Genomic DNA, 25,522 nt, shown 5'->3' on the forward strand with positions numbered 1-25,522 from the left:
CCCGGCCCGCGGCCGGTGTCTCGTCCGCGTTCGGCACCACCGGGCGGCCGGGAAGTCGCGGACCCGGCGTACGGTCGCGGCCTCGTCCTCGCCACAGCGGTCCCTGAAAGGCGTAAAGATCTCCGGCGAGCATATTCGCCTGCATTCCCCGCCGGCCGGAGCCCTAGACTTCGGCGCATGCTCACCATGCAGGAGGCTCTGACCCGGTTGACGGCGTACTGGACGCAGCAGGGATGCCTGCTCGTCCAGCCGATGAACACCGAGGTCGGAGCGGGAACCTTGAACCCGGCCACCTTCCTGCGGGTGCTCGGTCCGGAGCCGTGGCGGGTGGTCTACCCGGAGCCCTCGGTGCGGCCCGACGACTCCCGGTACGGCGAGAACCCGAACCGCCTGCAGACCCACACCCAGCTCCAGGTGATCCTCAAGCCCGACCCGGGCAATCCGCAGGAGCTCTACCTGGGCAGCCTGAGCGCGCTGGGCATCGACGTGGCGGCGCACGACGTGCGGTTCGTCGAGGACAACTGGGCCTCCCCCGCGCTCGGCGCCTGGGGCCTGGGCTGGGAGGTCTGGCTGGACGGCCTGGAGATCACCCAGTTCACGTACTTCCAGCAGGCCGGCGGCCTGAACCTGGACCCGGTGTCGGTGGAGATCACCTACGGCATCGAGCGGATCATCATGGCGCTGCAGGACAAGCAGCACTTCAAGGAGATCGAGTACGCGCCGGGCGTCAGTTACGGCGAGGTGTTCGGCCAGAGCGAGTACGAGATGTCCCGCTACTACCTCGACGACGCCGACATCGACGCCAACCGCCGGCTGCTGGAACTCTACGCCGGCGAGGCGCAGCGGATGATCGACGCCGGGCTGCCCGTGCCGGCGCACGCCTACGTGCTCAAATGCTCCCAGGCGTTCAACGTGCTGGACGCGCGCGGCGCGGTCTCCACCGCCGACCGGGCACGCGAGTTCGCCCGGATGCGCCGCCTCGCCGGTGAGGTCGCCAAGCTCTGGGTGGCCCGGCGCGGCGAGCTGGAACACCCGCTGGGCACCACACCCGCGCTCGCCCCGGCCCGCCCGGCCGCGGCCACGCGGACCGGCGACCGGCCGCGCACCCTGGTCTTCGAGGTGGGCACCGAGGAACTGCCCCCGGCCGAGCTGCGCGGCGCCCGCGAGCAGCTGCGGCGCCTGCTCACCGAGGGCCTGGCCGGGACCCGGCTGGAGCACGGCGAGATCCGCGTCTTCGGCACCCCGCGGCGGCTGATCGCGGTGGTCCCGGCGGTGGCCGCCCGCGAGGACGACCACGTGCGGACGGTCCGGGGACCGAAGGCGCAGGCGGCGTACGCGGCGGACGGCACGCCGACGAGGGCGCTGGAGGGCTTCCTGCGCGGGCAGGGCGCCACCCTCGGCGATGCGCGGGTCGAGGAGTTCAACGGCGTACCCCATGTCGTGGTGGACCAGCACGAAGCCGGCGGCGCGGCGCCGCAGGTCCTCGCCGCGGTCCTGGCGAAGGTGACCGGCGGGCTGCGGGCCGCCCGGAACATGCGGTGGAACGACCCGAAGCTGGCCTTCAGCCGCCCGATCCGCTGGCTGACCGCGCTCTGGGGCGACGACGTGGTGCCGGTGACCGTCTCGACCCTGGCCGCCGGCCGGCAGACCCGGCTGCTGCGCACCGCCGTCCCGCCGGTCGCCGAGATCGCCTCGGCGGAGACCTTCCTGGAGACGCTCGGGGTCAACGGCATCGTCGCCGACCACGAGGACCGCCGCGAGCTGATCGTGATCGGCGCGCAGGACCTGGTCTACCCGGACGGGCGGGTCGACGTGGCCGGCGAGGCCGCGCTGATCGACCAGATCACCGACCTGGTGGAGCAGCCGCTGCCGCTGCTCGGCACGTTCGACGAGGGCTACCTGACGCTGCCCGACGCGGTGCTCACCACGGTGATGCGCAAGCACCAGCGCTACCTGCCGGTCCGCGACGAGGACGGCGCGCTGCTGCCGATGTTCGTCACGGTGGCGAACGGGCCGGTCGACGTCGAGCTGGTCCGCGCCGGCAACGAGGCGGTGCTGCGGGCACGGTACGAGGACGCCCGTTTCTTCTACCGCGCCGACCTGGACACCCCGCTGTCGCGGATGCGGGCCCGGCTGGCCCGGCTGACCTTCACCGACCGGCTCGGCTCGATGGCCGAGCGGGCCGACCGGATCGGCGCGCTCGCCCGGCGCCTGGCCGAGCGGCTCGGACTCGGCTCGGCCGCGCTGGACCGGGCCGCCGAGCTGGTCAAGTTCGATCTCGGCGCGCAGCTGGTCACCGAGATGACCAGCCTGGCCGGGGTGATGGCGCGCGACTACGCGCTGCACGCCGGGGAGTCGCGGGCGGTCGCCGAGGCGGTCTTCGAGGCGGAGCTGCCGCGCCACACCGGGGACGCGCTGCCGCGGACCATCCCGGGCGCCCTGCTGTCCCTGGCCGACCGGCTCGACCTGGTCACCGGCCTGGCCGCGACGGTCGGGCTGCCGACCGGGTCGAGCGACCCGTTCGCGGTACGCCGGGCCGTGCTCGGCCTGCTGGCCGTGCACCGCGGCACGCCGGAGTTCGCCTCGCTGAGCCTCACCGAGGCACTGGCCTGGGCGGCGGCCGCCCAGCCGGTTCCGGTCTCCGGTGCGGTGCTGGCCGCGGTCGGCGACTTCCTGGCCCGGCGGCTGGAGCAGACGCTGACCGAGGAGGGACACCCGGTGGACCGGGTGCGGGCGGTGCTGCCGCACTTCGCCCGGCCGTCGGTGGCCGACAACCTGCTGTCGCAGCTGGCCGCCGCCGTCGGCGACGCGGACTTCGCCGCGGTCGCCGCGGCCATCCAGCGGGCGCGGCGGATCGTTCCGGACGGGACACCCGCGTCGTACGACGTGGGCGCGCTGAAGGAGCCGGCCGAGCTGGCCCTGCACGAGGCGGTCACCGCGGTCCGCGCCGACCTGGGCCCGGGCGGCTTCGCCGACCTGCGGCACTTCGTGGACGCGACCGGGCGGCTGGTCGTGCCGGTCGACACGTTCTTCGACGACGTGCTGGTGATGGCGCAGGACCCGGCGATCCGGGCGGCCCGGCTCGGGTTGCTCGCCACCGTCCGGGACCTCGGCGAGGGCCTGCTGGACTGGCCGCAGCTGCGGATCTGACGGTCGCGGACCGCCACGGGCGCGCGACCGTGGGCGGGAGCGGACAGGTCGTACCGGAAACGGTGGAAGCGCCGGCCACGGCCTGCCCCCGCGGGCGCCGGTCGGCCTCGCCGCCGGCGCGCGCGGGCGGCGACGGTTGGCCGGGCGTTCGCGGACACGCCACGAGATCGTCGCTCCCACGACGATTCGATCACGTCCACTGCCTCTCGGACATCCGGCGACCGGCGCCGGATGCGATTCCGTGGAGGACAACGTGGCAGATCGCCGTCAGGTGCTGCGCTTCGGCGCGGTGGCCGCCGCCGCGCCGGCGCTGGGTGGGGCCGTCGCGGCCCCGGCGTTCGCCGGTTCCGGCAAGCACAGGTCCACGCTGGTGGTGGGCCACCGGGGCGCCTCCGGGTACCGCCCCGAGCACACCCTGGCGTCGTACGAGCTCGCCGCCCGGATGGGCGCCGACTACATGGAGCCGGACCTGGTCAGCACGAAGGACGGGGTCCTCGTCTGCCGGCACGAGCCGGAGATCGGCGGCACCACCGACGTCGCGTCGCGGCCGGAGTTCGCCGGGCGCAAGCGCACCGTGGTGCTGGACGGCGTGAGCGTGACCGGCTGGTGGACCCAGGACTTCACCCTGGCCGAGCTGAAGACGCTGCGTGCCACCGAGCGGATCCCGGCGGTCCGCCAGCACAACACCCTGTTCGACGGGCTGTTCCAGGTGCCGACCTTCCAGGAGGTCCTGGACCTGCGCAAGCGGCTGTCGAAGGAGCTGGACCGGGAGATCGGCGTCTTCCCGGAGACCAAGCACCCGACGTTTTTCCGCAATCTGGGGCTGGAGCTGGAGACCCCGCTGGTCCGGACCCTGCGCCGCAACGGCCTGGACCGGCGCGGCGCGAAGGTGTTCGTCCAGTCGTTCGAGGCGGCCAACCTGCGCACGCTCGCCGACCGTCACCGGGTCGAGGTGCCGCTGGTGTTCCTGACCAGCGCGGCCGGCACCCCGTTCGACGACCCGCGCAGCTACGCCGACTACCTGACGCCGGCCGGGCTCAAGGAGCTGTCCGAGTTCGTCGACGGGCTCGGCCCGGACAAGGGGCAGATCATCCCGCGGAACGCGGACGGCACCCTGGCCGCGCCGACCGGACTGGTCCGCAACGCGCACCACGCCGGGCTCAAGGTGATCCCGTACACCTTCCGGGCGGAGAACAGCTTCCTGCCGGCCGAGCTGCGGGCCGGCGCCGACCCGGCCGCGTTCGGCAAGGCGATCGACGAGCAGATCACCTTCCTGCGCACCGGGATCGACGGCCTGTTCACCGACCAGCCGGACATCGGTGTGCTGGCCCGCGACCTGGCCTGACCGGGGAGCCGGCGGCCCACATGCAGGAAGCGGCCCGGCGGCAGTCGCCGCCGGGCCGCTTCCTGCGTACGCCGGGCTACTTGGGCACGATCGTCGGGTAGATGTGCTCGAAGCTGAGCTTGTTGCCGAAGCCGGTCGCCACGATGAACGTCAGCCCGAGCAGCACCCCGGCGATGACCACGGCGAACAGCAGGTAGCCGACGAACGTGCCGAGCGGCCGCCGGGTGCCGGGCGTGACGCCGGTCGCGTCCACCGAGGCCTCGCCGGCGCCCCACGCCAGCGAGCGGATGCCGAGGGCGAACAGCACCGGCAGCCCGGCGCCGAGGAGCAGGCCGGCGAGCAGCACCCGCCACGCGCCGTCGAGCGCGAATCCCAGGTTGTGCATGTCGTCGTCTCCGCTCAGTTCGCCGCGACCACGCGGACGGCTTCCTGGACGGCCGGGTCGACCGGCGCCGGGGTGGGCGCGGGCTCCCAGTCGTCGTTGACGTTCTCGTGGTCGACCTGCTCGCTGCGCGAGCGCAGCCACATCGCCACCGACGCGGCGACCAGCAGCAGGAACACCACGACCGCGCCGGCCAGGCCACCGATGGTGTGCCCGACCCACCACATCGCGGCGCCGATCAGGCCGGCCGCGGGCAGGGTGATCAACCAGGCCGCGACCATCCGCCCGGCGACCGACCAGCGGACCCGGGCGCCCGGCCGGCCGAGGCCGGAGCCGAGCACCGAGCCGGTGGCGACGTGCGTGGTGGAGAGCGCGAAGCCGAGCTGGCTGGAGGCCAGGATGACGGCGGCGGCGCCGGACTGCGCGGCGGTGCCCTGCGGCGGGTTGATGTCGGTGAGGCCCTTGCCGAGGGTGCGGATGATCCGCCAGCCGCCCAGGTAGGTGCCGAGGGCGATGGCCACGGCGCAGGCCACCTTCACCCAGAGCGGGATGTTCTTGGTGTCGCTCCAGTCGCCGCTGGCGATCAGGGCGAGCGTGATGACACCCATGGTCTTCTGCGCGTCGTTGGTGCCGTGCGCCAGCGAGACGAGCGAGGCCGAGCCGATCTGGCCCCATTTGAAGCCCTGGTCGGTGAACCGGGCCGCGATCCCGTTGGTGACCTTGAAGATCAGCCAGGTGCCGGCGGCGGCGACCACGGCCGCGATCACCGGGGAGAGCACGGCGGGCAGCAACACCTTGCCGACGACCCCGTCGAGCTTCGAGCCGTCGCCGTTCCAGTTCACACCGGCCCAGCCGAGCCCGGCCACGGTGGCCCCGACGAGGCCGCCGAAGAGCGCGTGCGAGGAGCTCGAGGGCAGCCCGACCAGCCAGGTGAGCAGGTTCCAGACGATGCCGCCGACCAGACCGGCCAGGATGATCAGAAGCAGACCGGATCCGCCGTCAGCGAGGAGCTCGGTCTTGGGCGCCCCGGTCTTGTCCTGGATCTTCACCACCGCGTTGGTGACGGTGAGGGCGACCTCGACGGAGAGGAAGGCGCCGATCAGGTTCAGCACACCGGACAGGGCCACGGCGGTTTTGGGCCGCAGCGCCTTGGTGGCGATGGAGGTGGCCATCGCGTTCGCCGTGTCGTGGAACCCGTTGGTGAAGTCGAAGGCGAGTGCCGTCACGACCACCAGCGCGAGGATCACGGATGTGTCAGTCACGCGGGTGATCGTGACCGGTCAAGTGGGTCTCCTGCCAGAGGCCAAACGCAACATGTACAAGATTCGGCCCTCGTTAACCTGCCGTTTGCCTAATTCTCGCTCTTCGTGTTGATCAAATTACTCTGCGTGTCTGTCAACAAAGGATCGGTGAACATTCGCCGTCCAATGGACCCCGCTCTATCCGGACTTATCGGGCACTGTTGCGGGCCGGTAAATCGATGTCCATGCATGGGCGTGGCGGTGATACCGACCGGTTCATCCCCTATTATGCGGGTATGGCGTGGGTCATCGCGGCCCCCGGTGGAGGGCACAGGGCACGGCCGCGGCGGCGGTGCGCAACCGGCGACCGATGACGACCGGGAGACCGGCCGCAAACGGCAGACCGGTGACAACCGGAAAAGTGACCGTAACCCGGAGGTTGGGCACAACCCGGAGACCGGTCGCCATCGGTAGGCCGAGGGCAACCGGCGGATCGGGACGGCGGGGCGGGCGCTCGCCGGTCAGATCGGGATGAGCCGGGCGGCCAGCGCGACCGTGGTCAGGTCGCCCTTGCGCAGCTTCTCCGCCGCGTCCACCTCGCCGAGGCCCTCCAGGCGGACCGCCGACGCGTCGATCAGCGCCTCCTCACCGTCGAGCAGGCGACGGGCGATGCGCGCCTGGGCCGGGCTCAACTCCGCGTACGCGCACCGGTCCAGCGCCTGCACCGTCTCCTCGTCCAGCGTGCCGGCCAGCGCCCGCTCGGTGACCACCTTCAGCAGCCACCCCGGCCACCACGCGTACTTGCCGATCACCTGTCCCGAGTGCAGCGCCACGGCCGGTTCCTGACCGGCGGCCAGCAGCTTCACCGCGAGGTCGTTGTCGAACCGCTCCAGTCGCAGCGCCCCGACGAAGGTCCGCAGGATCACCTGCGTCTTCAGGAACTCCTCGGCCCCGTGCGCGGCCTCGCCGGCCTTGCCCTCCAGCAGGTGGATCAGGGTGTGCGCCTCGTGCAGCTGGAAACCCTCGCCGGAGCGCTCGGCCAGCCGGTCCACCGTGGCGACCAGCCGCTGCACGCCCTTGGCCGACCGCGCGGCGAGCTCCTCGCTGGCCGGCTTGTTGAGATACCGGACCCGGATCTCCAGCGCGATCTCCGCCTCCCGGCGCAGCAGCGGCGACGAGATCTTCGGCGTGATCTCGTCGCCCAGACTCTCGGTGAGGAAGGCCAGGTCGAACTTCTCGGAGACCTGCAAGAACTGGTTCCACCACGATGCCGGGTGCCGCTGCTGTCGAATCACGCAACCAAGAGTGACCTAACCGCTACGGTGCGACAAGTGATTCGGGTATCAGCCCGCCTGTGCACGCTCGCGGCCGGTGGGGATCAGCCCGGCCGGGTTCAGCAGGCCGGCCTTGACGACGATGCGGCTCAGCGGACGGGTGAGCGCGGCGAGCCGCACGCAGCCGGCCTCCCCCAGCTCGCGGTATGCCGGCTCGGCCAACCGGTCGGTGGTCGCCTCCAGCTCGGCCCGCAGCGCCCGACCCTCGTCGGACAGCTCGTCGCCGGTCATCAGCCCGCGCTCGCGCAACCGGCCGGCGGTGGCCGCCCAGTCGTCCCGTGCCCAGCCCCGGGTGGCCTGCAGGAACCGGCGGTCGATCTGGCCGCTGGCCGCGTGCAGGACGATCGACTCCAGCCCGCTGAGGCCGGCGGCGAGCAGCGCCGCGATGTGCCCGTCGCCGCGGAACTCGCGCAGCAGCATCTGGGCGTGGAAGAGCACCAGGTGCGCCGGGCGGGGCCAGGGCAGCTCGGCGTGTGCGGCGAACAGCGGCCGGCCGTGCGGCGAGCCGGCCGCGTGCTGTGCGGCGGCCCGGGCCAGCTCGGCCGCCTCGGCCACCTCGGGCCCGGCCAGCACCTCGGCGCCCAGCCCGCGGGTCAGGGCCGCGTCGGCGATCTCCAGCCGGGCGGCGATCATCCGTTCCGGGCTCACCGTCTCCCACACGGCCGGCAGCGCCCGGGCAACCACGGCCGGGTTGAAGTTGTAGAACGTGGCGGCGACCGGGCCCGGGCCGACCGGTCCGAACGCGGCGGACCGGGCGGCGAGGTAGCCGGCCATCGGGTCCAGACCCGCCGACGCGTACGTCCGGGCCGCCTCGGGCACCAGGTAGACCAGGGCGTGCAGCGGCTCGGTCACCCGCCAGGCCAGCCGGGACGGGCTCTCGGTCACGGTTCCCACGGCAGCTCCTCGGCCTCGGCGACGACGGGCGCGGCGCCGGTGTGCTCGGGGGCAGGCCGCTCGGACACGGTATGCCAGCGCCCGGCCCGGCGCGAGGCCTCCCGGACCACCAGGTGCACCGGCAGCGGCGGGGGCGGGAACGGGCCTGTGCCCCAGCGCACCCAGATCGCCACCCGGCCGGCGGCGGCCTCGGCGAGCAGCTTGTCGACCGTGCGCTGCCGGTCCCGCCGGTCCACCTCGATGGCGATCGGGGCCGCGCCGCCGGGCCGGGCGCAGGCCACGTCCAGCACCGAGCTGCCGCGCAGCGGGGGCGGCAGCGGGAAGACGCTGGGCGCGCGGCGGTAGACCCGCCACCGCTGCCACGCCGCCCACTCCTCGATCGTGGCGAGGATCCGGGCGGTGGCCTCGGCCTCGGTCAGGTCGGCGAAGGTGAGCCGCTCCAGCCACGAGGCGAGGGAGCGCGCCGTGCTCGTGCCGTCGTCCGCCGTGTCCATCGCCCGTACCCTAACCGGCGCCCGCCGCGCGGCGACGCGCACCGCGCGCCGCCCGGCGACGCCCGGCGCCGGCGCTTCAGGCCGGCGGATCGGCCCCGCCGCCCGGCGACGCCCGGCCCGGCGCTTCAGGCCGGCGGATCGGCCCCGCCGCCCGGCGACGCCCCGCGCCGGCGCCTCAGGCCGGCGGATCGGCCCCGCCGGCCGGCATGCCGGGCGGTCCGGGCCGGGCGGCGAAACCGGCGACGGCCGGCCACGTGTGGCCGGTCACGACGACAGCTCCCGGCAGCGCTGCTTGTCGGCGTACATCCGCAGGTCGGCGCGGTGCAACAGGCTGTCCGGCCGGTCCGCCGGGCCGGCCGCGACGCCGATGCTGGCGCCGACGGTCAGCTGCCGGCCGTCGATCGCGGCGGGCGCGGCCAGCGCGGCGCGCAGGCGGTCCGCGATCCGGTCCGCCTCCGCGACGCCGGCCGGCACGAGTACGGCGAACTCGTCCCCGCCCAGCCGGGCCACCAGATCGCCGGGCCCGCTGCACGCCGACAGCTGCCGGGCCACGTGCCGCAGCACCGTGTCGCCGGTGGCGTGCCCGTACGTGTCGTTGATCTGTTTGAAGCCGTTGAGGTCCACCAGCAGCACGGCGACCTCGGCGGTCCCGGACGCGCCCACGCGGTCGGTGAACTGCCGCCGGTTCGCCAGCCCGGTCAGCTCGTCGTGCCCGGCCTGGTAGCGCAGCAGCTCCCGCAGTTCCCGCTCCTCGGTCATGTCCCGCGCGTTGATCACGACACCGCCGATCCCGGGCTCGTCGACCAGGTTCACCGCGACCGCGGCGAGCCAGCGCCAGCCGCCGTCCGCGTGCCGCACCCGCATCTCGAAGGCCGCCTTGGCGCCCGGGGTGGCGAACACCGGGGCGGTCGCGGCCACCACGCACGGCGCGTCCGCCGGGCTGATCAGGTCCAGCAGGCGCCGGTTCAGGTATTCGCCGGGCGGGCCGCCGACGATGCGCTCGACGGCCGGGTTGAGGTACCGCAGGACCCCGTCGGTACCGACGATCGCGGTGATGTCCGAGGCGTGCCGCAGCAGCGCCTCCTGCCGGCGCTCGCGGCGGCGGATCTCGGCCAGGCTCTCGTCCAGGCGGCCCAGCAGGGTGTTGTTCTCGGCCAGGGCGAGCATCTGCCGGGCCACCACGAGCGCCACGTTGATCAGCAGGCCGGTCAGCGCGCCCCAGGCGGAGAGCCCGAGTCCCTCGACGGCCAGGACGACCACCAGGGTGCCCGCGCAGACCACGGTGCCCAGGTACGGCAGCGAGCTGTACCGGCGGCCCGCCCCGGCGCCGCGGCGGACCCGCCCGCCCCGCCCGGCGCGTGTCTGGAGCAACTGGATCCGTGGCGTGGCGACCATCAGCAGGCACGGGCCGAGCACCAGCAGCGCGGGCAGGGTCACCCCGGCGACGCTGTCGGTGGGCAGCAGCGCGTTGCCGAGCGCCTGCACGGACGTCGAGGCGATGATCGGGACGGCGGCCGGCATGACGATCGGGCTGGACCCGCTCAAGCCGATCTTGACGGCCAGCAGACCGCCGCAGAGCACCACGCCGCAGCCGAACAGCGCGGAGAAGTAACCGGTCGCCCCGGCCTGGTCCAGACCGGGCCGGGTGAGCAGCGACCAGCCCAGGACGCCGGCGGCGGTGTGCACGATCGCCGCGTCCAGGGCCATCCGGATCCGGGCGCCGCGCGACCACGCCCGGCCGGGGTGGCACACGGTGACGCCGCCGACCAGCAGCACACCGGCCACGCCGAGCAGGCTCTGCGCCGGATGGAAGACGAACCGGTCCAGATCCGGGGTGGCCAGGACGTACCCCAGCTGGGTGAGGTCGCCGACCGCGAAGATCAGCCCGGCGGCGCCCATCGCCCGCCAGAACCGCCGGCTCGCCGGATCGCCGTCCGGGCTGCGCCACACCTGCCGGGACAGCCAGGACATCGACAGGTCGAGGATCGGCGCGAGCGTCCAGCAGAGCAGCATCTGCTGGCGTACGGTGCCCAGGCCGAGCAGGTAGCAGCCGAGCACGGCCGCGCTCAGTACGGCCAGCGGGGTCAGCACCCGGTCCTGCCAGCGCATCCGCACCCCGCCATCCGCTCCGCGTTCCATCCCCGGCAGCGATCGGCCCGCGGCGGGCGGTTGTTAGCGTTTCCGGCCGTCCCGCCGGGGCGTGCGGTCTTTGTCGACTCCGGTCACCGCTCTCTATGGTGTTGTCGAAGGGGGCGACGGATGAGCGTACGGGTCTTCCTCTCCTATGCTCACGACGACGATCCGCACCGGGCGGCGGTTCGCGAGCTGTGGTATTTCCTGCGCCGTAACGGCATCGACGCGCGCTGTGACATGGACACCGCACAGCGCCGGGAGTGGACCCGGTGGATGGAGCACGAGCTCGCCCGGGTGGATTTCGTGCTGGTCATCGCGTCCCCGGCGTACCGCTCCCGGGCCGAGCACGGCGCCCGCAACGGCTCCGGCAACGGCGTGGAGTACGAAGCGGCCCTGATCCGGGAGATGCTGTACGCCGACCGGGAGCGCTGGTTCCCGCGCATCCTGCCGGTGCTGCTGCCCGGGCGGGCGGCCACCGAGGTGCCGGCGTTCCTGCTGCCCACCAGCTCCACCGTCTACCGGGTGGACAGCTTCACCGTGCCGGGGGCGGAGCAGCTGCTGCGGCACCTCACCGGCCAGCAGGAGGAGCCGGCCCCGGCGCTCGGGCCGGTGCCGCGGCTGGGTCCGCGCACCGCGCCGGCCGCCACGGCGCCGGTCGGGGCCGGTCCGCCGGTGCAGGTCTATGCCGCCGCCCCGCTGGAGGTGCTGATCGGCGCGCTGGCCCGGCTGCCGATCACGCAGAGCCCGATGACCCGGGCGCACTTCACCGGGATGATCGTGGAGCGGCTGGGGGAACCGCTGGACATCGATCCGTCGGCGGCGCCGGTGGACTACCTGCGGGCCCTGCTGACCGCGCTGGCCGCCCGGCCCGGCGGCATGTTGGCAGTCGCCGAGGTGGTCCAGCAGCTGCACTCGGATCGCCCCGATGACGTGGAGATACTCGGCGAACTGGTCTACCGGGACGAGCCGTTCGGCCGATAATCGATGGGCCGTCCAGCCGATGTACACGAGGCCAGTCGGTCGATGACACGTCGGCGCCGACCGGTTTGGATGGCTAGCACACCGAGGCGCTCTCTGCTCGATTTCCGACCCCCGGATTCCGCTCCTTCCGGCAAATCGGGAAGAATTGGGCAGTATGCTCAGTGCGCAGCCCCCCGGTACGCACTGTCTCGACTCCGTTATGAGGGTGTGCTGACAACAATGCCGCAGGACTCGGACGTCCGGACCGAAGTACCGGATCTCAGCCGCCTGACCCTGGCCGAAGTGGCCAAGCTCGACAGCGCGGCCTTCGGGAAGACCCCCGAAGCGCTGCTGCGCCGGGTCGACCAGCCGAGTCAGAGCATCAGCGGCTACAACCCGCAGCGCCTCACCGACTGACCACGATCCCCCGATCGGGGGACATCGCCGGCCGCGCGCGGCGCCTTGCCCGCGCACGCCGGGCGGACGACAATCGTCGGCGGCCGCTGGCCGTTCCGCCGGCCGCCGAACCGGTAGCCGGGAAACCGAGCACCGCCGAGGACCGTCGTTGACCGCCAACCAGCGCACCCGCACGCCCGAAGCTCCGCTGCCCACCCATCTGCTGCCGCAGCCGGACTACGCGAGCCTCGTCCACGGGACGGGCACCGCCGCGGCGATGCGCCACCTGGCCGCCTCGGAACGCAGCTGGCGCCTGGTCGCGCTGTGCTCGGTCCGCGACGCGCTCGCCGGGCACCCGGCCGGGGCCGGGCCGCTGCCGCCGGTGGCGCAGGCCTGGGACCTGCTGTTCGCCGCCGAACAGGCCGCGCCGGACGAGGCGGGGACGGTGCTGACGTACCCGCAGACCGGCATCTGGGCGGCGCACCTGCTGCGCCGGCTGCGCGGGGTGGTCACCGACCCGGCTCCGCTGTGGACCGACATCGGCTACCTGCACCTGCTGGCGGCCGCCGCGGCGATCCGGGCCGGCCTCGACTTCGCGATCACCGTGCCGGTGCGCGCCGGCGCCGTCGTGCTGCCCGGGCTGGGGCACGCGGCGCTGGCCGGGACCGGGCCGGACCCGGGCACCGCCGTCGTCCGGCGGGCCGCGCCGGTGGTGGAGGTGACCGGGGGCGGGCACACCGTACGGGTCGGCGGCCCCGGCTGGCGCCCGCTGCCGGAGTGCGAGGCGCGGACCGCCGGCGCGCGGATCGCCTTCCGGCTCGACGACTGCGACCCGTACCGGGACCTGCGCGGCTGGTCCGCGCCCACGCCGCTGCCGGAGGCCGACGTGGACCGCTGGCGGGCCCTGCTCGGCGACGCCTGGCGCATCCTGGTCGAGCAGGACCGGGACCGGGCCGAGGCGGTGGCCGCGGCGACGGCCATGGTGGTGCCGCTGCCGGCCGCCGAGCCCTACCGGCCGCTGAGCGCCACCTGCGACGAGGCGTTCGCGGCCGTGCTCGCCTCGATGCCGGACGACGCCGAACAGCTCGCGGTCACCCTGATCCACGAGACCCAGCACGTTGCCCTGGGCGCGCTGCTGCACCTGGTCCCGATGGTCGGGCGCACCACCGGCCCGCGCCGGTACGCCCCCTGGCGCGACGACCCGCGCCCGCTGAGCGGCCTGCTGCAGGGGGTGTACGCGTTCATCGGGATCACTGGTTTCTGGCGGCGCCGCCGGCACACCACCGGCGACCCGCTCGCCGAGTTCGAGTTCGCGCTCTGGCGCATCCAGCTGCGCCGGGTCCTGGCCGCGCTGGCCGCCGAGCCCGACCTGACCGGGCACGGCCGCGAGCTGGTCGCCGGTCTCGCCGGCACGGTCGGCGCCTGGGCCGGCGACCGGGTGGGCGCGCGGGCGGAGTCGCTGGCCGTGCTGTCCGCCGACGACCACTACGGCCAGTGGCGGGCCTTCCACCTACCGGTCGACCCGCACCTGGTCGAGCGGCTGCACACCGCCTGGCGCGCCGGGGCGGCGCGGCCGGAGCCGGCGGGGACCGACGGGCTCGACGATCCGGCCCCGGTCACCGACACCGCCGTCCGCTGGCTGGACGGCCGCGCCGTGCTGGCCCGCGTGCTGCTGGCCGAACCGGACCGGTTCGCCCGGATCGCCGCCGCTGCCGGGTCGGTCGGCGCCGCGGTCCCGGGCGCGCTCGCCCCCGATCTCGACCTGCTCACCGGGAACCCGGAGCGAGCCCGCGACGGCTACCTCGCCGCGCTCGCCACCGACCCGGACGCGCCGCGCCCCTGGCTCGGGCTCGGGCTGGCGCTGGCCGCGCTGGGCGTGCCGGACAACGCCGCCCGGCGCCGGCCGGAACTGGTCCGGGCGATGGCGCGGGCGTTGACCCGGGCGGGCGAGGACGTCCCGGCGCTCCGTCTGATCGATTGGCTGGGCGCTTACTGAGGCCTTGCTGGGCGCGGTGACATCAGTACTATCGGTAGTCACTTGTCGCTCACCGTTCCCGCGGCACCTCTGGCCCGGACCGGCGGAGAGGAGCCATCGGTGCCATTTCCCGCGGGCCGGGGCGTCCGGTGAACGGCGTGCCACCCGGGGACGGACCGGACCGGACCAGATCCGACATCCAGAACGAGATCGCCGAGATCCTGGTGCGCAGCCACGCGTTCGGCAGCGTCGGGGAACGCGACGGCCTGATCCGGGCGGTCGGCGCCCGGTATCACCGTGACCTGCCGGTGGAGCCGATCCAGCACGACATGACACACCTGCGGCTGATCGTGCGGACCTGCGCCGGGGCGGACTGCCTGGCCCTGCTCGTCGACGAGGCGCGGATCCGGCTCGCCGAGCCGTCCACGCTGCGGCTGCTGCAACTGGTCGACGAGTGGGACGGGGTGCAGAACTTCACCGACGACGAGTGGCGCACCATCCGCGACATCCTGCAGCAGGTCGACATCGCCCGGGTCTCGAACATCAACGAGCTGTTCCGGCGCGCGGTCCGGTCCCGGCTGCCGGCCCCGCCCGCGCACTGCCGCAGCCCCTGGCACATCTTCGTGCACCTGGCCGGGCTCAACGCCGACGACCAGGGCGTCCCGCTGTTCATGGTGTTCCTCTGGCAGGTCGCCGACGCGGTCGAGGACGCGGTCGGGCGCCCGCTCAAGCACCTGGTCAACCAGCTCGGGCAGAAGTGGGGGATCACCGCGGCGCTGCAGCGGCGGCTGTGGGCGCAGCCGCTGCCGGAGGCCGGGCCGGCCCAGTCGATGCTGCTGATCCTCATCGACCAGCATCCGCTGCACCAGAACCGGTTCACGGTCACCTACTGGTACCAGTGGGACCCGGAGCGGTGGGCGCCGCACCGTGGCGCCGACCAGGTGGTCGACCGCGCCATGCTGGAGGCCGCGGTCCGCGGCATCGTGGAGACCGTGGAGAGCCAGTGGCCGCTCGACGGCGGCCCGCTGCGGCTCGAGTTCGTGCTGCCGATGATGCTGCTGAACCTGCCGGTGGAGCGGTGGAGCAAGGAGATCGACCCGGACGACGGGCCGGTCCCCTTCTACCGGCACTACCCGGTGGTGGTGCGCAGCCTGGACCGGATCCAGGAACGTACCCGGCACCGGGTGTGGCGGCGCCGGTGGCGGGTGCTGCGGGAGGCGCCCGGCACCACGGTCTGCCTGTACAGCGTTGGTGACCCGCCCCGGCTGGAGCAGGACATCGTGCTCGACGAGCGGGTGGTGTCGCTGGTGCTCAGCGCCTCGCCGGAGCAGCCCAACGGGGCCCGGGAGATCCGGGTGGCGATCCGCACCGGGGTGCCGGTGCTGCTGTGGCACCGCGAGGGCACCCCGGACCGGCTCTTCCGCCAGGCGGTGCAGGACCTCCTGGCGTACGGCGGAATAGTCGAACTGCCGGATCGTGCACAGCGGTTGAGGATCACGTCGTCCAGGGACGACGATGACCTGGCGGACACCGGCCGCAATCTCGTCCTGCTGTGGGACGACCCGTCACGCCTGCCCGACGAGCTCGGGCCGCCGGCCCCGGGGGGAGGCATCAACCCGTGACCGACCATCCTTCGGGCGATGCCGGCACGCTGCCGGGCCCCTCCCGCCTCGAGGAGCGGACGGTGCGCCTGCCGGGTGGTCGTACGGCCCGGTGGCCGGCCCTGGCCGTCCCGGTCGACCACGCGCTCACCGCGGCGCTCGGCCGGCTGGGCCCGGCTTGGGAGCTGGAGCTGGCGGCCGACGAGCACCACTCGATGGCGGTCTGGGACGAGGCGATCGACCGGTTCGCGGCCGCGCTGGCCGCGGACGGCCCTCCGGCGCGCCGGGTGGTACGCCGCCGGCTGCGGGTGCCGCCGGCCGGCGCGGTGCGCCTGGCCGGGCCGGATCCCGCTCCCGGCGCCCGGTCCCGGCTGACCCTGGTGTTCACCGACGGCGGGGCGCCGGGCTGGGCCAACGGCGTGCCGTTCGACCGGTTGCGGCAGTGGGCGGCGGCCGGTGCGGTGGCCGTGGTGCACATGCTGCCGCAGTCGATGTGGCGCCGCTGGGGCCTGCCGGTGGAACGGCTGCGGCTGTACCGCGCGGACGACGGTCCGGTCCGCAACGCCACGCTGATCCGCGACCCGGCGGACACGATCCTCACCTCGCTGCCGGGCCCGGTCGTCCCGGTGCCGGTCCTGGAGCTCGGCTCGTCCTGGATGGAGACCTGGGTGCGGCTGCTCACCGGACCGGGCACGGCCGACGCCCACCTGGCGTGCCTGCTGCTGCCGGCGACCCCGGCGGCGGCCCCGCCGGCCGCCCCGCCCGGTCCGGCCTCCGACCCGATCACGGCGTTCCGCTCCGCCGCCTCCCCACCGGCCACCCAGCTGGCCACCCGGCTGGCCGCCGCCGCGCCGCTGAACCTCGACGTGATGCGCCTGCTGCAGGCCACCCTGCTGCCCCGGTCCGAGCCCGCGCACCTGGCCGAGATCCTGGTCGCCGGGCTGATCCAGCCGGTGGCGCCGGACCCGGCCGCGGACAGCAGCGGGCTGGTCACGCACGATTTCATCCCCGGCGCACGGGCCGAGCTGCTCACCGCCTCGCCGCGGGCGGACACCCTGTGGGTGGCCCGCATCCTCGACTCCTACCTCGGCGACCACGTCCCGGCGATCCGCCGGATGGCCGCCACGCTCGACGACCCGGACCGGGCCGGCGATGTCCCGGTCGCCGCGGGCGAGCGCCTGATCGCCGAGGTCCACGCCACCGTGCTGCGCGCGCTCACCTTCCGGTACCGGCAACCGGCCGCGCTCATCCAGGCACAGGTGGATCGATTGGCGCGCGCGGAATCACCGGGCTCCGGCTCGGCGGCCGCGCCCGACGCGGTGGAGGACGACATGACGCAGACCCAGGAACCGGAGCCCGCACGGCTGGGCACCGCTGGGCCCACCCCGCCCCGGCCGGCGGTCCGGGTACCGACCATCTGGGGCAACGTGCCCCCGCGCAACCCGAACTTCACCGGCCGCGCCGAGGTGCTCGACCAGTTGAAGCACCTGGGCGACGGCGAGGCCACCGCGGTGCTGCCGGAGGCGCTGCACGGCATGGGCGGGGTCGGCAAGACCCAGGTGGTCATCGAGTACGTCTACCGCAATTCCGTCGACTACGACGTGGTGTGGTGGATCCCGGCGGAGCGCCCGGCGCAGATCGCGTCGTCCATGGTGGACCTGGCGCAGAAGCTCGGCCTGCCGGTCAAGGCGGAGGCGGCGGCCATCCCGGCGGTGCGCGAGGCGCTGCGGATCGGCGTGCCGTACCAGAACTGGCTGCTGGTCTTCGACAACGCGGACAGCCCGGAGACGGTACGGCAGTACTTCCCGATGGACGGCCCCGGCCGGATCCTGGTCACCTCGCGCAATCCGTTGTGGAGCGCGGTGGCCCGGGCCGTCGAGGTCGACGTCTTCCGCCGCGAGGAGAGCATCACCCTGCTGACCCGCCGGGCGCCCACGCTCAGCCGCGAGCAGGCCGACAACCTCGCCGCCGTCCTCGGCGATCTGCCGCTGGCCATCGAGCAGGCCGGCGCCTGGCTGGCCGAGACCGGCATGCAGGCGAAGGAGTACCTGCGGCTGTTCCAGGACAAGCAGATCGCGCTGCTGGAGATGTCCCCGCCACCGGACTACCAGCTTCCGGTCGCCGCCGCCTGGAACGTCTCGCTGGACCATCTGGCCCGCACCCGCCCGGCGGCGCTGCGGCTGTTGCAGCTGTGCGCGCTGATGGCGCCGGAGCCGATCTCGCGGTCGCTGTTCTCCGGCGACCTGCGCGTGCAGATCAGCCCGGAGCTGGACACCACGTTGCGCGACCCGATCCAGCTGAACCGGGCGATCCGGGAGATCAACCGGTACGCGCTGGCCCGGATCGACCACGCGAAGAACACCATCCAGATGCACCGGCTGGTGCAGGCCGTCCTGATCGAGCGGATGACCCCGGAGGAGCGCGCGCAGATGCGCCGCGGCGCGCACCAGGTGCTGGCCAGCAACGACCCCCGGCAGCCCACGGTACGCGAGTCGTGGCCGCAGTACGGCGAGCTGTACCCGCACCTGTCGGCCTCCAAGGCGATCACCGACGCGGAGCAGCCCTGGGTCCGCGACCTGGTGATCAACGAGGCGAAGTACCACTCCCACTTCGGCAACGCCGCGGAGGCGCTGGAGATCGCGGAGACCGCGTACCGGGCGTGGGGCGAGCGGATCGGCGAGGAGGACGTGCAGACCCTGCAGATCGGCCGCTGGTACGGCTACACCCTGTTCACCGTCGGCCGCTACGCCGAGGCCGCCGAGCTCAACGCCCACCTGCGCGAGATCTACCAGCGCCGGTTCGGCCCGGAACACGAGGAGACCCTGGAGGCCGATCAGGCGGTCGCCTCCGATCTGCGGGTGAAGGGCCGGTTCAAGGACTCGCTGGAGCTCTCCCAGGACGTGTACGACCGGTGCGTGCGCCTGTTCGACGTGGACGACCCGCTGACCCTGAACGCCGCGCACAACCTGGCGGTCAGCCTGCGCCTGGCCGGGCGGTTCGAGGCCGCGCGCCGGGTCGACCAGGACACCTACGACCGCAAGGTGCAGGTCTTCGGGCAGAACCACGAGGAGACGCTGCGCGCGATGCGGGGTGTGCTGATCGACCGCCGGCAGCTCGGCGACTACCTCACCTCCCGGGAGGAGTTCGAGCGGCTGGCCGGCACGTTCGCCGAGAGCCTGGGCGAGCGGGACCCGCAGACCGTGGAGACCCTGCGCAGCCTGTCGGTGACCCGCCGCAAGGCCGGTGACCACGCCAAGGCGCTGGAGACCTCGGCGTACGTGTTCGGGCTGTACGAGTCGGACCCGGACCTGGGCCCGGACAACCCGACCACCATGCAGGCCGCCCTGAACCTGTCGCTGGACCTGCGCCAGGCCGATCGGATGGACGAGGCCGCCGAGGTGGCCACCGACAACTTCCACCGGTTCCGCGCCAAGCTGGGCAAGCTGCACCCGCACACGCTGGCCTCGGGCGGCAACCTGGCGATCATCCACCGGCTCAAGGGCGAGCTGGACAAGGCGCTGCGGCTGAACTCCGCGACCCTGGACCGGCTGCGCGAGGCGCTCGGCGAGGAACACGTGCTGACCCTCAGCTGCGCCACCAACATGGCCAGCGACCTGTTCGCCGACGACCGGGTGCCGGACGCCTACGAGCTGGACCGGCCGAACCTGGAGCGGTACCGCGCGGTGATGGGCGACGATCACCCGTCGACCCTGGCCGCGGCCCTGAACGTGGCCATCGACCTGCGGGCGCTGGGCCGCACCGAGGCGGCCTACGAGTTGCACAGCGACACGTTGAACCGCTACCACGAGGTGCTCGGCGGCAAGCACCCGGCGACCCGGGACGCGGCCCGCTGGGAGCGGGCCAACTGCGACATGGACGTCATGCCGCTGTGAGCATCGGATCGCCGGTGGCGATCCGTGCGTTCAGACTCCGCGCCGCCACTGGTGGGGTGAACGTCGCCCGCCCGTCACCGGGCTCCCCTTTGATTCACGTAGTTGAATCAGTAAACAAAGGGAGCTGTTGATGCGACGACGCGGTGCGGTGATCGCCGGAATCCTGCTGGCCACGACGCTGGCGACACCGGCACGGGCCGCCACCGGCCACGCCGACCTGGCGCTGCGCTGGGCGCCGATCCACTACCAGGACGTGGACGCGACCGGCACGCACGCCCTGGCCGGCAAGGCCGACTACCTCGCCCGCTACGACTTCGACGGCAACCTGTCCGGGCGGGACAACTGGGACCACGCCGGGCAGGACACCACCGCGCACGTCTACTACTCGGTGGTGGAGACCGCGACGCACTGGTACCTGACGTACTTCTTCTTCCACCCGCGTGACTGGGTGGACCACCCGCTCTTCGAGACCGAGCACGAGAACGACGGCGAGGGCGTGCTGGAGATCGTCGAGAAGGACGGTTCGGCGTACGGGCAGCTGCGCGCCGCGGTCACCGTCGCGCACACCGACTTCTACTCGTACACCCCGGCCGGCAGCACCTGGACCAGCGGGGGCGAGACGATCGACGGGACGCTGCGGATGCAGTCCTCGCCGCACGACGGGTACCAGCACCCGGTGACCGCGCAGGAGGCGAAGGGGCACGGGCTCAAGGCGTACCCGCAGTACGCCATCGACGGCGACGGCCTCGTCTACTACCCGTCGACGGTGGCCGAGGCGCCGTCGAGCACCGACGACCGGGACGTACGCTACCGGCTCGTCGACATCTTCGCGGCCGGCGGGATGTGGGCGCAGCGCAACAACGGTGACCTGTTCGCGGCGCTGGGCACGTTCGCCGGGGACACCAGCGGCGGCTGCGGCAGCGGCACGTACGGCTGCGGCACCAACTCCGCGAACGCGCCGTGGGGCTGGGACGACGGCAACGACGTGCCGGTCCGCGGGGAGATCGCGACCGACCCGGCGAAGCTGGCCGCGGCCTACTTCACCGTGCCCGGGACGCTGTCGCGGACGTACACCGCCAACGGCTACGCCGTCGCGGCGGCGGCCCTGCGCAAGGCCGCGGAGACCCTGCCGCCGACCGTGGACTGACGGCCGGAAGCCGGGCCGGCCGCTGGCCGGCCCGGCTTCCGGGCACCTTCGGATCAGGCCTCGGGGACCGACGTCTCCTCCGGCACGGGGATCTCCTCCGGCGCGGAGGTCTGCTCCGGCGCCGGGGTCTCGCTCACGCTGGGCGAGGGCGACGCCTCCGGCGCCGACTCGGACGGGGCCGGGGCCGACGGGGCCGGGGCCGGCGAGGTCGGGGCCGGCGAGGTCGGGGACGACGGGACCGGCGCCGGGGAGGTCGAGGTGGACGGGACCGGCGTGGGCTTGACCACCTTGCCGGTGGCCTGCACCTTCGCCGCGGTGTAGACGGCGTCGACCCGGGTGCCGGTGATGGACACCTGGTGGCCGGCGGCGAGCGCGGTCACCGCGACCCGCTTGCCGTTGAGCAGGACCCGCACGCTGGCCGGGACACCGATCGTGACGGTACGGCCCTTCACGTCCTTGGTGCCGCCCTTGACCGCGACGGTGACCGAGGTCGCGCCGACCGCGGTGACCCGGCCCGAGGCGGCGAAGGCCACCTTGACCTTCTTGACCGGCGCGGGCGTGGGCTTCTTGGTCGTCGCCGGGGTGGTCGGCGTGACGGCCGGCTTCTTGGCGGCCGGGGTGGTCGGCGTGGCGGCCGGGGTGGTCGGCGCGGTGGCCGGGGTGGTCGGCTTGGCGGCCGGCTTCTTGGCGGCGGGGCTGGAGCTCGGCTTGGCGGCGTACGCCATCACACCGGTGGTGGCGACGGGAACCGTGACGGCCGCGGTCATGGCGACGGCAACGGCGATACGGCGCATACGCATCTGGGGAACTCCTCAGGTCGGGGAGTTACAGCGTCGGCCGCGGCGGTCACCGTCCGGTTGTGCCCACGGGTGCGGTTCGGTTGCCGGTTGACACGCGGCCCCGGACTGGGCGAATGTTCCGGCATGCACGATGTATGGCCGGCGCCGGGTGCCCTCCTGGTCTCGCGGTACCGCCTCGTCACGTTGCTGGAGACCGGCGGCATGGCCCAGGTCTGGCGGGCCACCGACGAGCTGCTCGACCGTCCGGTGGCGGTCAAACTCCCGGCCGGTGACGTCCGTGCCGCGCACCTGGCCTGGCGGGAGGCCCGGCTGGCGGCGCGGCTGTCGCACCCCGGCATCGCGGCCGTGCACGACTACCGGGAGGCGGTCCGCCCGGACGGCTCGGTGGTCCCGTTCGTGGTGATGGAGCTGCTGTCCGGCGAGACCGTGGCGGCCCGGCTCTGCGACGGCCCGGTGCCGTGGCCGGCGGCGGCCGCCGTGGGCGCCGCGGTGGCCGCCGCGCTGGCCGCCGCGCACGCTGCCGGGGTCGTGCACCGCGACATCAAGCCGGGCAACGTGATGCTCTGCAGGGGCGGCGTGAAGCTGCTCGACTTCGGCATCAGCGCGACGGCCGGCGAACCGGACGACGACGACACCGGGGCCACCTTCGGCACCCCGGCGTACGCCGCCCCGGAACGCCTCGACGGCGAGCCCGCGGAACCCGCCACCGACCTGTACGGCCTGGGCGTGCTGCTCTTCGAGATGGTCGCCGGCGAACCGCCGTACAGCGTGGACACCTGGGAGGAGCTGGCGCAGGCCAGGCAGCACGGCCCCAGCCGGCTGCCCGGCGGGCTGCCCGCCCCGCTGGTCGACCTGATCGGCCGCTGCCTGGACGAGGACCCGGAGCGCCGCCCGTCCGCCGCCGAGGCCTGGAAGGTGCTCGCCGAGCTGGCCCCGTCGCAGGACAAGCGGGCGCCGACCGTGCCGCTGCCCGGCGCCCGGCCCGCCGGGCACGCCCGGGTGCCCGCCGTCGGGCTGCACGGCCGGACCACGCGCGGCCGCAAGATCGCCGTGGGCGCGGCCCTGGGCGCCACCGCGGTCGCGTTCCTCGCCCTGGTGCACGTGGTGTCCCAGTCGAACGAGGACTTCGCCGCACAGCCGCCGGTGGTCCCGCCCTCGGTCGCACCGTCGAGCGCGGTCCCGGTGGCCACCACCGCGAGGCCCTCCGCCACCGCGGCGCTGACCCGGACCACGTCGCCGCAACCGGTCGAGACGCTGACGCTCGACGCCGCGCTGCAACGGGTGCGGGACGCGGTCGAGCGGGGCGAACGCGCCAAACAGATCCGGCCGGACGTGGCCCAGGACTTCCGGAACATCCTCCGCCAGCTGGCCGTGGCCGACGACCCGGACGTACGCGGCGAGGTCGACCTGCTGCGGCGCAAGGTGCGCCAGCGACTCGCCGAGGAGGGTCTCACCGCCGCCCAGGCCGCGGTCCTTCAGCAGCGGCTGACCGACCTCGCCAAGGCCGGGACCTAGGCTCCGGCGGAGCCTGGGCTCAGGCGGAGCCGCGCAGGATCAACCGGGTGGGCAGCACGGTCTCGCGCTCCACCGGCTCCTCCCCGTCGAGCTTGGCCAGCAGCAGCCGGACCATCTCCTGGCCCATCTGCTCGACCGGCTGGTACACGCTGGTCAGCGGCGGGTCGGTGTGCCGGGCGATGACCGAGTCGTCGAAGCCGATCACGGCCACGTCCTCCGGGACCCGGCGGCCCGAGCGGCGCAGCACCCGCAGCGCGCCGGACGCCATCATGTCCGAGGCGGCGAACACCGCGTCCAGCGACGGATGGTTGGTCAGCAGCCACTCCATCGCCATCGCGCCGCTGATCTCGCCGAAGTCGCCGGCCGCGGCCGGGCCGTCCCCGACCACGTCGCGGTAGCCCTGGTACCGCGCCACGCCGGGAGCCGTGTCCATCGGCCCGGTGATCGTGGCGATGCAGCGGCGACCCTGATCACGCAGGTACAGGACCGCGGCCCGGGCGCCACCGCGGTTGTCCGCGTCGACGAAGCTGACCGGCTCCGGGTGGGCCGGCCGACCGGCCCGCACCGTCGGCACGCCGCGCTCCTCCAGCATCGCCGGCAGCGGGTCGTCGCCGTGCACCGACAGCAGCAACGCGCCGTCCACGTGCTGCCGGGTCAGGTAGCCCTCCAGCTGGCGGCGCTCCTCCGGGGCCTGCGCGATCATCAGCACCATCTGCAGGTTGCGGGCCACCAGCACGGACGAGACCGACTGCACGATGCGCCCGAAGAACGGCTCGGCGAAGAACCGCTCCCCCGACTCGAAGACGACCAGCGCGATCGAATCGGTGCGCTGGGTGACGAGCGCGCGGGCGGCGCGGTTCGGCACGTACCCCAGCTCGTCGATCGCGTCCTGGACCGCCTTGCGGGCCTTGGGACTGACCTGGGCCGACCCGTTCACCACCCGGGAGACCGTGCCCCGGCCGACGCCGGCCCGGGCCGCGACCTCCTCCAAGGTCGGCCGCCCGGCCGAACGGTTGCTGTAGTCCCTCATCGCCAGCCGTCCTCTCCACGTCACCGGCTGGGGACAAGGTACAACCGCCACGCCGCCGGGCCAGTGATTCTAGTGGTCGGCTTTGCGACCACGGGAGCGCTCTCGGCCGTTCGGGTCACCCGGCCCGGCGCGTCCGGGGGCACGGTTGGCGCGATCCTTGCGGTCGTTGCCGCGACCGCCACTTTCCCGGTACGCCCGTCACCCGGCACAGTGAGCCCATGCGGGGACACACGGTGGCAATACTCCTCCTGCCCGGCGCCTCACCGATCGACGTCGGCATCCCGACGCAGGTGTTCGCCCGCCGGCACGGGCTGAACTACGTGGTGGTGCCGTGCGCGGCCGAGATCGGGCCGGTGCCCGGGCGCGACGGGCTCGGCTTCCACGTCGAGGCCGGCCTGGAGACGCTGGACGGCGCGGACACCGTCATCGTGCCCGGCTTCCAGAACCCGACCGGCCCGATCGACCCCCGGGTGCTCGACGCGCTGCGCGCCGCGGCGTTCCGCGGCGCCCGGATGGTCTCCATCTGCGGCGGGGCGTTCGCGCTGGCCGCCGCCGGGATCCTGGACGGGCGGCGGGCCACCACGCACTGGCTGAACGCCGGGAGACTGGCCCGGGAGTACCCGAAGGTCCGGGTCGACGACAGCGTGCTCTTCGTCGACGACGGGCAGGTGCTCACCGCCGCCGGGGTGGCCGCCGGGATCGACCTGTGCCTGCACATCGTCCGGCGCGACCACGGCGTGCAGGCGTCGAACGAGATCGCCCGGGTGATGGTCGCGGCCCCGTACCGCAGCGGCGGCCAGGCGCAGTACGTGCCACGCAGCATCCCGGAGCCGCTCGGCGACGTGTTCGCGCTGACCCGGGAGTGGGCGCTGGCGCATCTGGAGCAGCCGCTCACGGTGGCCGTGCTGGCCCGGCACGCCGGGGTGTCGGCGCGCACGTTCGGGCGGCGGTTCGTCGAGGACACCGGTTACACGCCGATGCAGTGGGTCCTGCGGGCACGCGTCGACCTGGCCCGGGAGCTGCTGGAACGGACCGATCTCGGGGTGGACCAGATCGCCGCGCGGGTCGGCGTCGGCACCGGCGCCAACCTGCGCATGCACTTCCAGCGGATCCTGCGCATCTCGCCGAGCGAGTACCGGCGCACCTTCGCCGCGGCGCCCGGCGGTGGCCCGAAACTTGCGGAAGCTGGCGCTGCGGCATCTGCCCGGCGCTCCGGCGCGGCGGCACGCTGA

The 25,522-nt window shown here is 73.8% G+C and carries 18 protein-coding genes; 10 read left to right on the forward strand and 8 right to left on the reverse strand.

Translation table 11 applies throughout. From position 1 onward, the window contains the following. Window positions 1-177 precede the first annotated feature (177 nt). Together ACTEI_RS22090 and ACTEI_RS22095 are read left to right on the forward strand one after the other, a co-directional pair. The gene (locus ACTEI_RS22090; RefSeq protein WP_122979390.1) at window positions 178-3,150 is read left to right on the forward strand and encodes a glycine--tRNA ligase; all 2,973 of its coding nucleotides are present in this window, start codon (window positions 178-180) and stop codon (window positions 3,148-3,150) included. A 253-nt stretch (window positions 3,151-3,403) separates the two neighbouring features. Next, entirely contained in the window at window positions 3,404-4,495 is a 1,092-nt protein-coding gene (locus ACTEI_RS22095; protein WP_122982331.1) for a glycerophosphodiester phosphodiesterase, read from the forward strand. A gap of 76 nt (window positions 4,496-4,571) precedes the next feature. Here ACTEI_RS22095 and ACTEI_RS22100 read toward each other — a convergent pair whose 3' ends face one another. The 6 genes from ACTEI_RS22100 to ACTEI_RS22125 form a co-directional block, all read right to left on the reverse strand. Next, the gene (locus tag ACTEI_RS22100; protein WP_122979391.1) at window positions 4,572-4,880 is read right to left on the reverse strand and encodes a hypothetical protein; all 309 of its coding nucleotides are present in this window, start codon (window positions 4,878-4,880) and stop codon (window positions 4,572-4,574) included. 14 nt (window positions 4,881-4,894) lie between these two features. Next, entirely contained in the window at window positions 4,895-6,139 is a 1,245-nt protein-coding gene (locus tag ACTEI_RS22105) for an inorganic phosphate transporter (protein ID WP_122979392.1), read from the reverse strand. A gap of 500 nt (window positions 6,140-6,639) precedes the next feature. After that, a complete protein-coding gene (locus ACTEI_RS22110) occupies window positions 6,640-7,413 on the reverse strand; it encodes a hypothetical protein (RefSeq protein WP_122979393.1) in 774 nt (257 codons plus the stop codon). A gap of 48 nt (window positions 7,414-7,461) precedes the next feature. Then, a complete protein-coding gene (locus tag ACTEI_RS22115; protein ID WP_122979394.1) occupies window positions 7,462-8,346 on the reverse strand; it encodes an SCO6745 family protein in 885 nt (294 codons plus the stop codon). Further along, a complete protein-coding gene (locus ACTEI_RS22120) occupies window positions 8,334-8,840 on the reverse strand; it encodes a hypothetical protein (protein WP_122979395.1) in 507 nt (168 codons plus the stop codon). Before ACTEI_RS22120 ends, ACTEI_RS22115 begins: the two co-directional genes overlap by 13 nt. A 264-nt stretch (window positions 8,841-9,104) precedes the next feature. Next, window positions 9,105-10,979, reverse strand: a complete 1,875-nt coding sequence (locus tag ACTEI_RS22125; RefSeq protein WP_122979396.1) for a GGDEF domain-containing protein — start codon at window positions 10,977-10,979, stop codon at window positions 9,105-9,107. A gap of 120 nt (window positions 10,980-11,099) precedes the next feature. Between ACTEI_RS22125 and ACTEI_RS37235 the strand changes: the two genes are divergently transcribed. The 6 genes from ACTEI_RS37235 to ACTEI_RS22150 all read left to right on the forward strand — a co-directional run bounded on the left by ACTEI_RS37235 (window position 11,100) and on the right by ACTEI_RS22150 (window position 20,945). Then, entirely contained in the window at window positions 11,100-11,954 is an 855-nt protein-coding gene (locus ACTEI_RS37235; protein WP_164466042.1) for a toll/interleukin-1 receptor domain-containing protein, read from the forward strand. Between the two features lie 219 nt (window positions 11,955-12,173). After that, entirely contained in the window at window positions 12,174-12,350 is a 177-nt protein-coding gene (locus tag ACTEI_RS37240) for a hypothetical protein (RefSeq protein ID WP_164466043.1), read from the forward strand. A gap of 148 nt (window positions 12,351-12,498) precedes the next feature. Then, the gene (locus ACTEI_RS22135) at window positions 12,499-14,325 is read left to right on the forward strand and encodes an HEXXH motif domain-containing protein (protein ID WP_122979397.1); all 1,827 of its coding nucleotides are present in this window, start codon (window positions 12,499-12,501) and stop codon (window positions 14,323-14,325) included. 137 nt (window positions 14,326-14,462) lie between these two features. Next, window positions 14,463-15,926 carry a VMAP-C domain-containing protein gene (locus ACTEI_RS22140; RefSeq protein ID WP_145830883.1) on the forward strand — a complete coding sequence of 488 codons (1,464 nt, stop codon included), beginning with the start codon at window positions 14,463-14,465 and terminating at the stop codon, window positions 15,924-15,926. Continuing rightward, entirely contained in the window at window positions 15,923-19,798 is a 3,876-nt protein-coding gene (gene fxsT, locus ACTEI_RS22145) for an FxSxx-COOH system tetratricopeptide repeat protein (RefSeq protein ID WP_122979399.1), read from the forward strand. The genes ACTEI_RS22140 and fxsT overlap by 4 nt, the downstream gene beginning before the upstream one ends. A gap of 130 nt (window positions 19,799-19,928) precedes the next feature. After that, window positions 19,929-20,945, forward strand: coding sequence for a hypothetical protein (locus ACTEI_RS22150; protein WP_122979400.1), 1,017 nt, complete (start codon window positions 19,929-19,931; stop codon window positions 20,943-20,945). Between the two features lie 53 nt (window positions 20,946-20,998). Here ACTEI_RS22150 and ACTEI_RS22155 read toward each other — a convergent pair whose 3' ends face one another. After that, window positions 20,999-21,745 (reverse strand): hypothetical protein, encoded by a 747-nt coding sequence (locus tag ACTEI_RS22155; RefSeq protein ID WP_145830884.1) that lies wholly within the window; start codon window positions 21,743-21,745, stop codon window positions 20,999-21,001. A gap of 123 nt (window positions 21,746-21,868) precedes the next feature. Here ACTEI_RS22155 and ACTEI_RS22160 point away from each other — a divergent pair, with 123 nt between their 5' ends. Next, a complete protein-coding gene (locus tag ACTEI_RS22160) occupies window positions 21,869-23,260 on the forward strand; it encodes a serine/threonine-protein kinase (protein WP_122979402.1) in 1,392 nt (463 codons plus the stop codon). 19 nt (window positions 23,261-23,279) lie between these two features. On the opposite strand, the gene ACTEI_RS22165 is transcribed toward ACTEI_RS22160, so the two are convergent. Next, window positions 23,280-24,290: a LacI family DNA-binding transcriptional regulator gene (locus ACTEI_RS22165; protein ID WP_122979403.1), complete on the reverse strand. Its 1,011-nt coding sequence runs from the start codon at window positions 24,288-24,290 to the stop codon at window positions 23,280-23,282. Between the two features lie 233 nt (window positions 24,291-24,523). Between ACTEI_RS22165 and ACTEI_RS22170 the strand changes: the two genes are divergently transcribed. After that, the gene (locus tag ACTEI_RS22170) at window positions 24,524-25,522 is read left to right on the forward strand and encodes a GlxA family transcriptional regulator (RefSeq protein ID WP_307837887.1); all 999 of its coding nucleotides are present in this window, start codon (window positions 24,524-24,526) and stop codon (window positions 25,520-25,522) included.

Source organism: Actinoplanes teichomyceticus ATCC 31121, from assembly GCF_003711105.1.
GTDB classification, from domain to species: domain Bacteria; phylum Actinomycetota; class Actinomycetes; order Mycobacteriales; family Micromonosporaceae; genus Actinoplanes; species Actinoplanes teichomyceticus.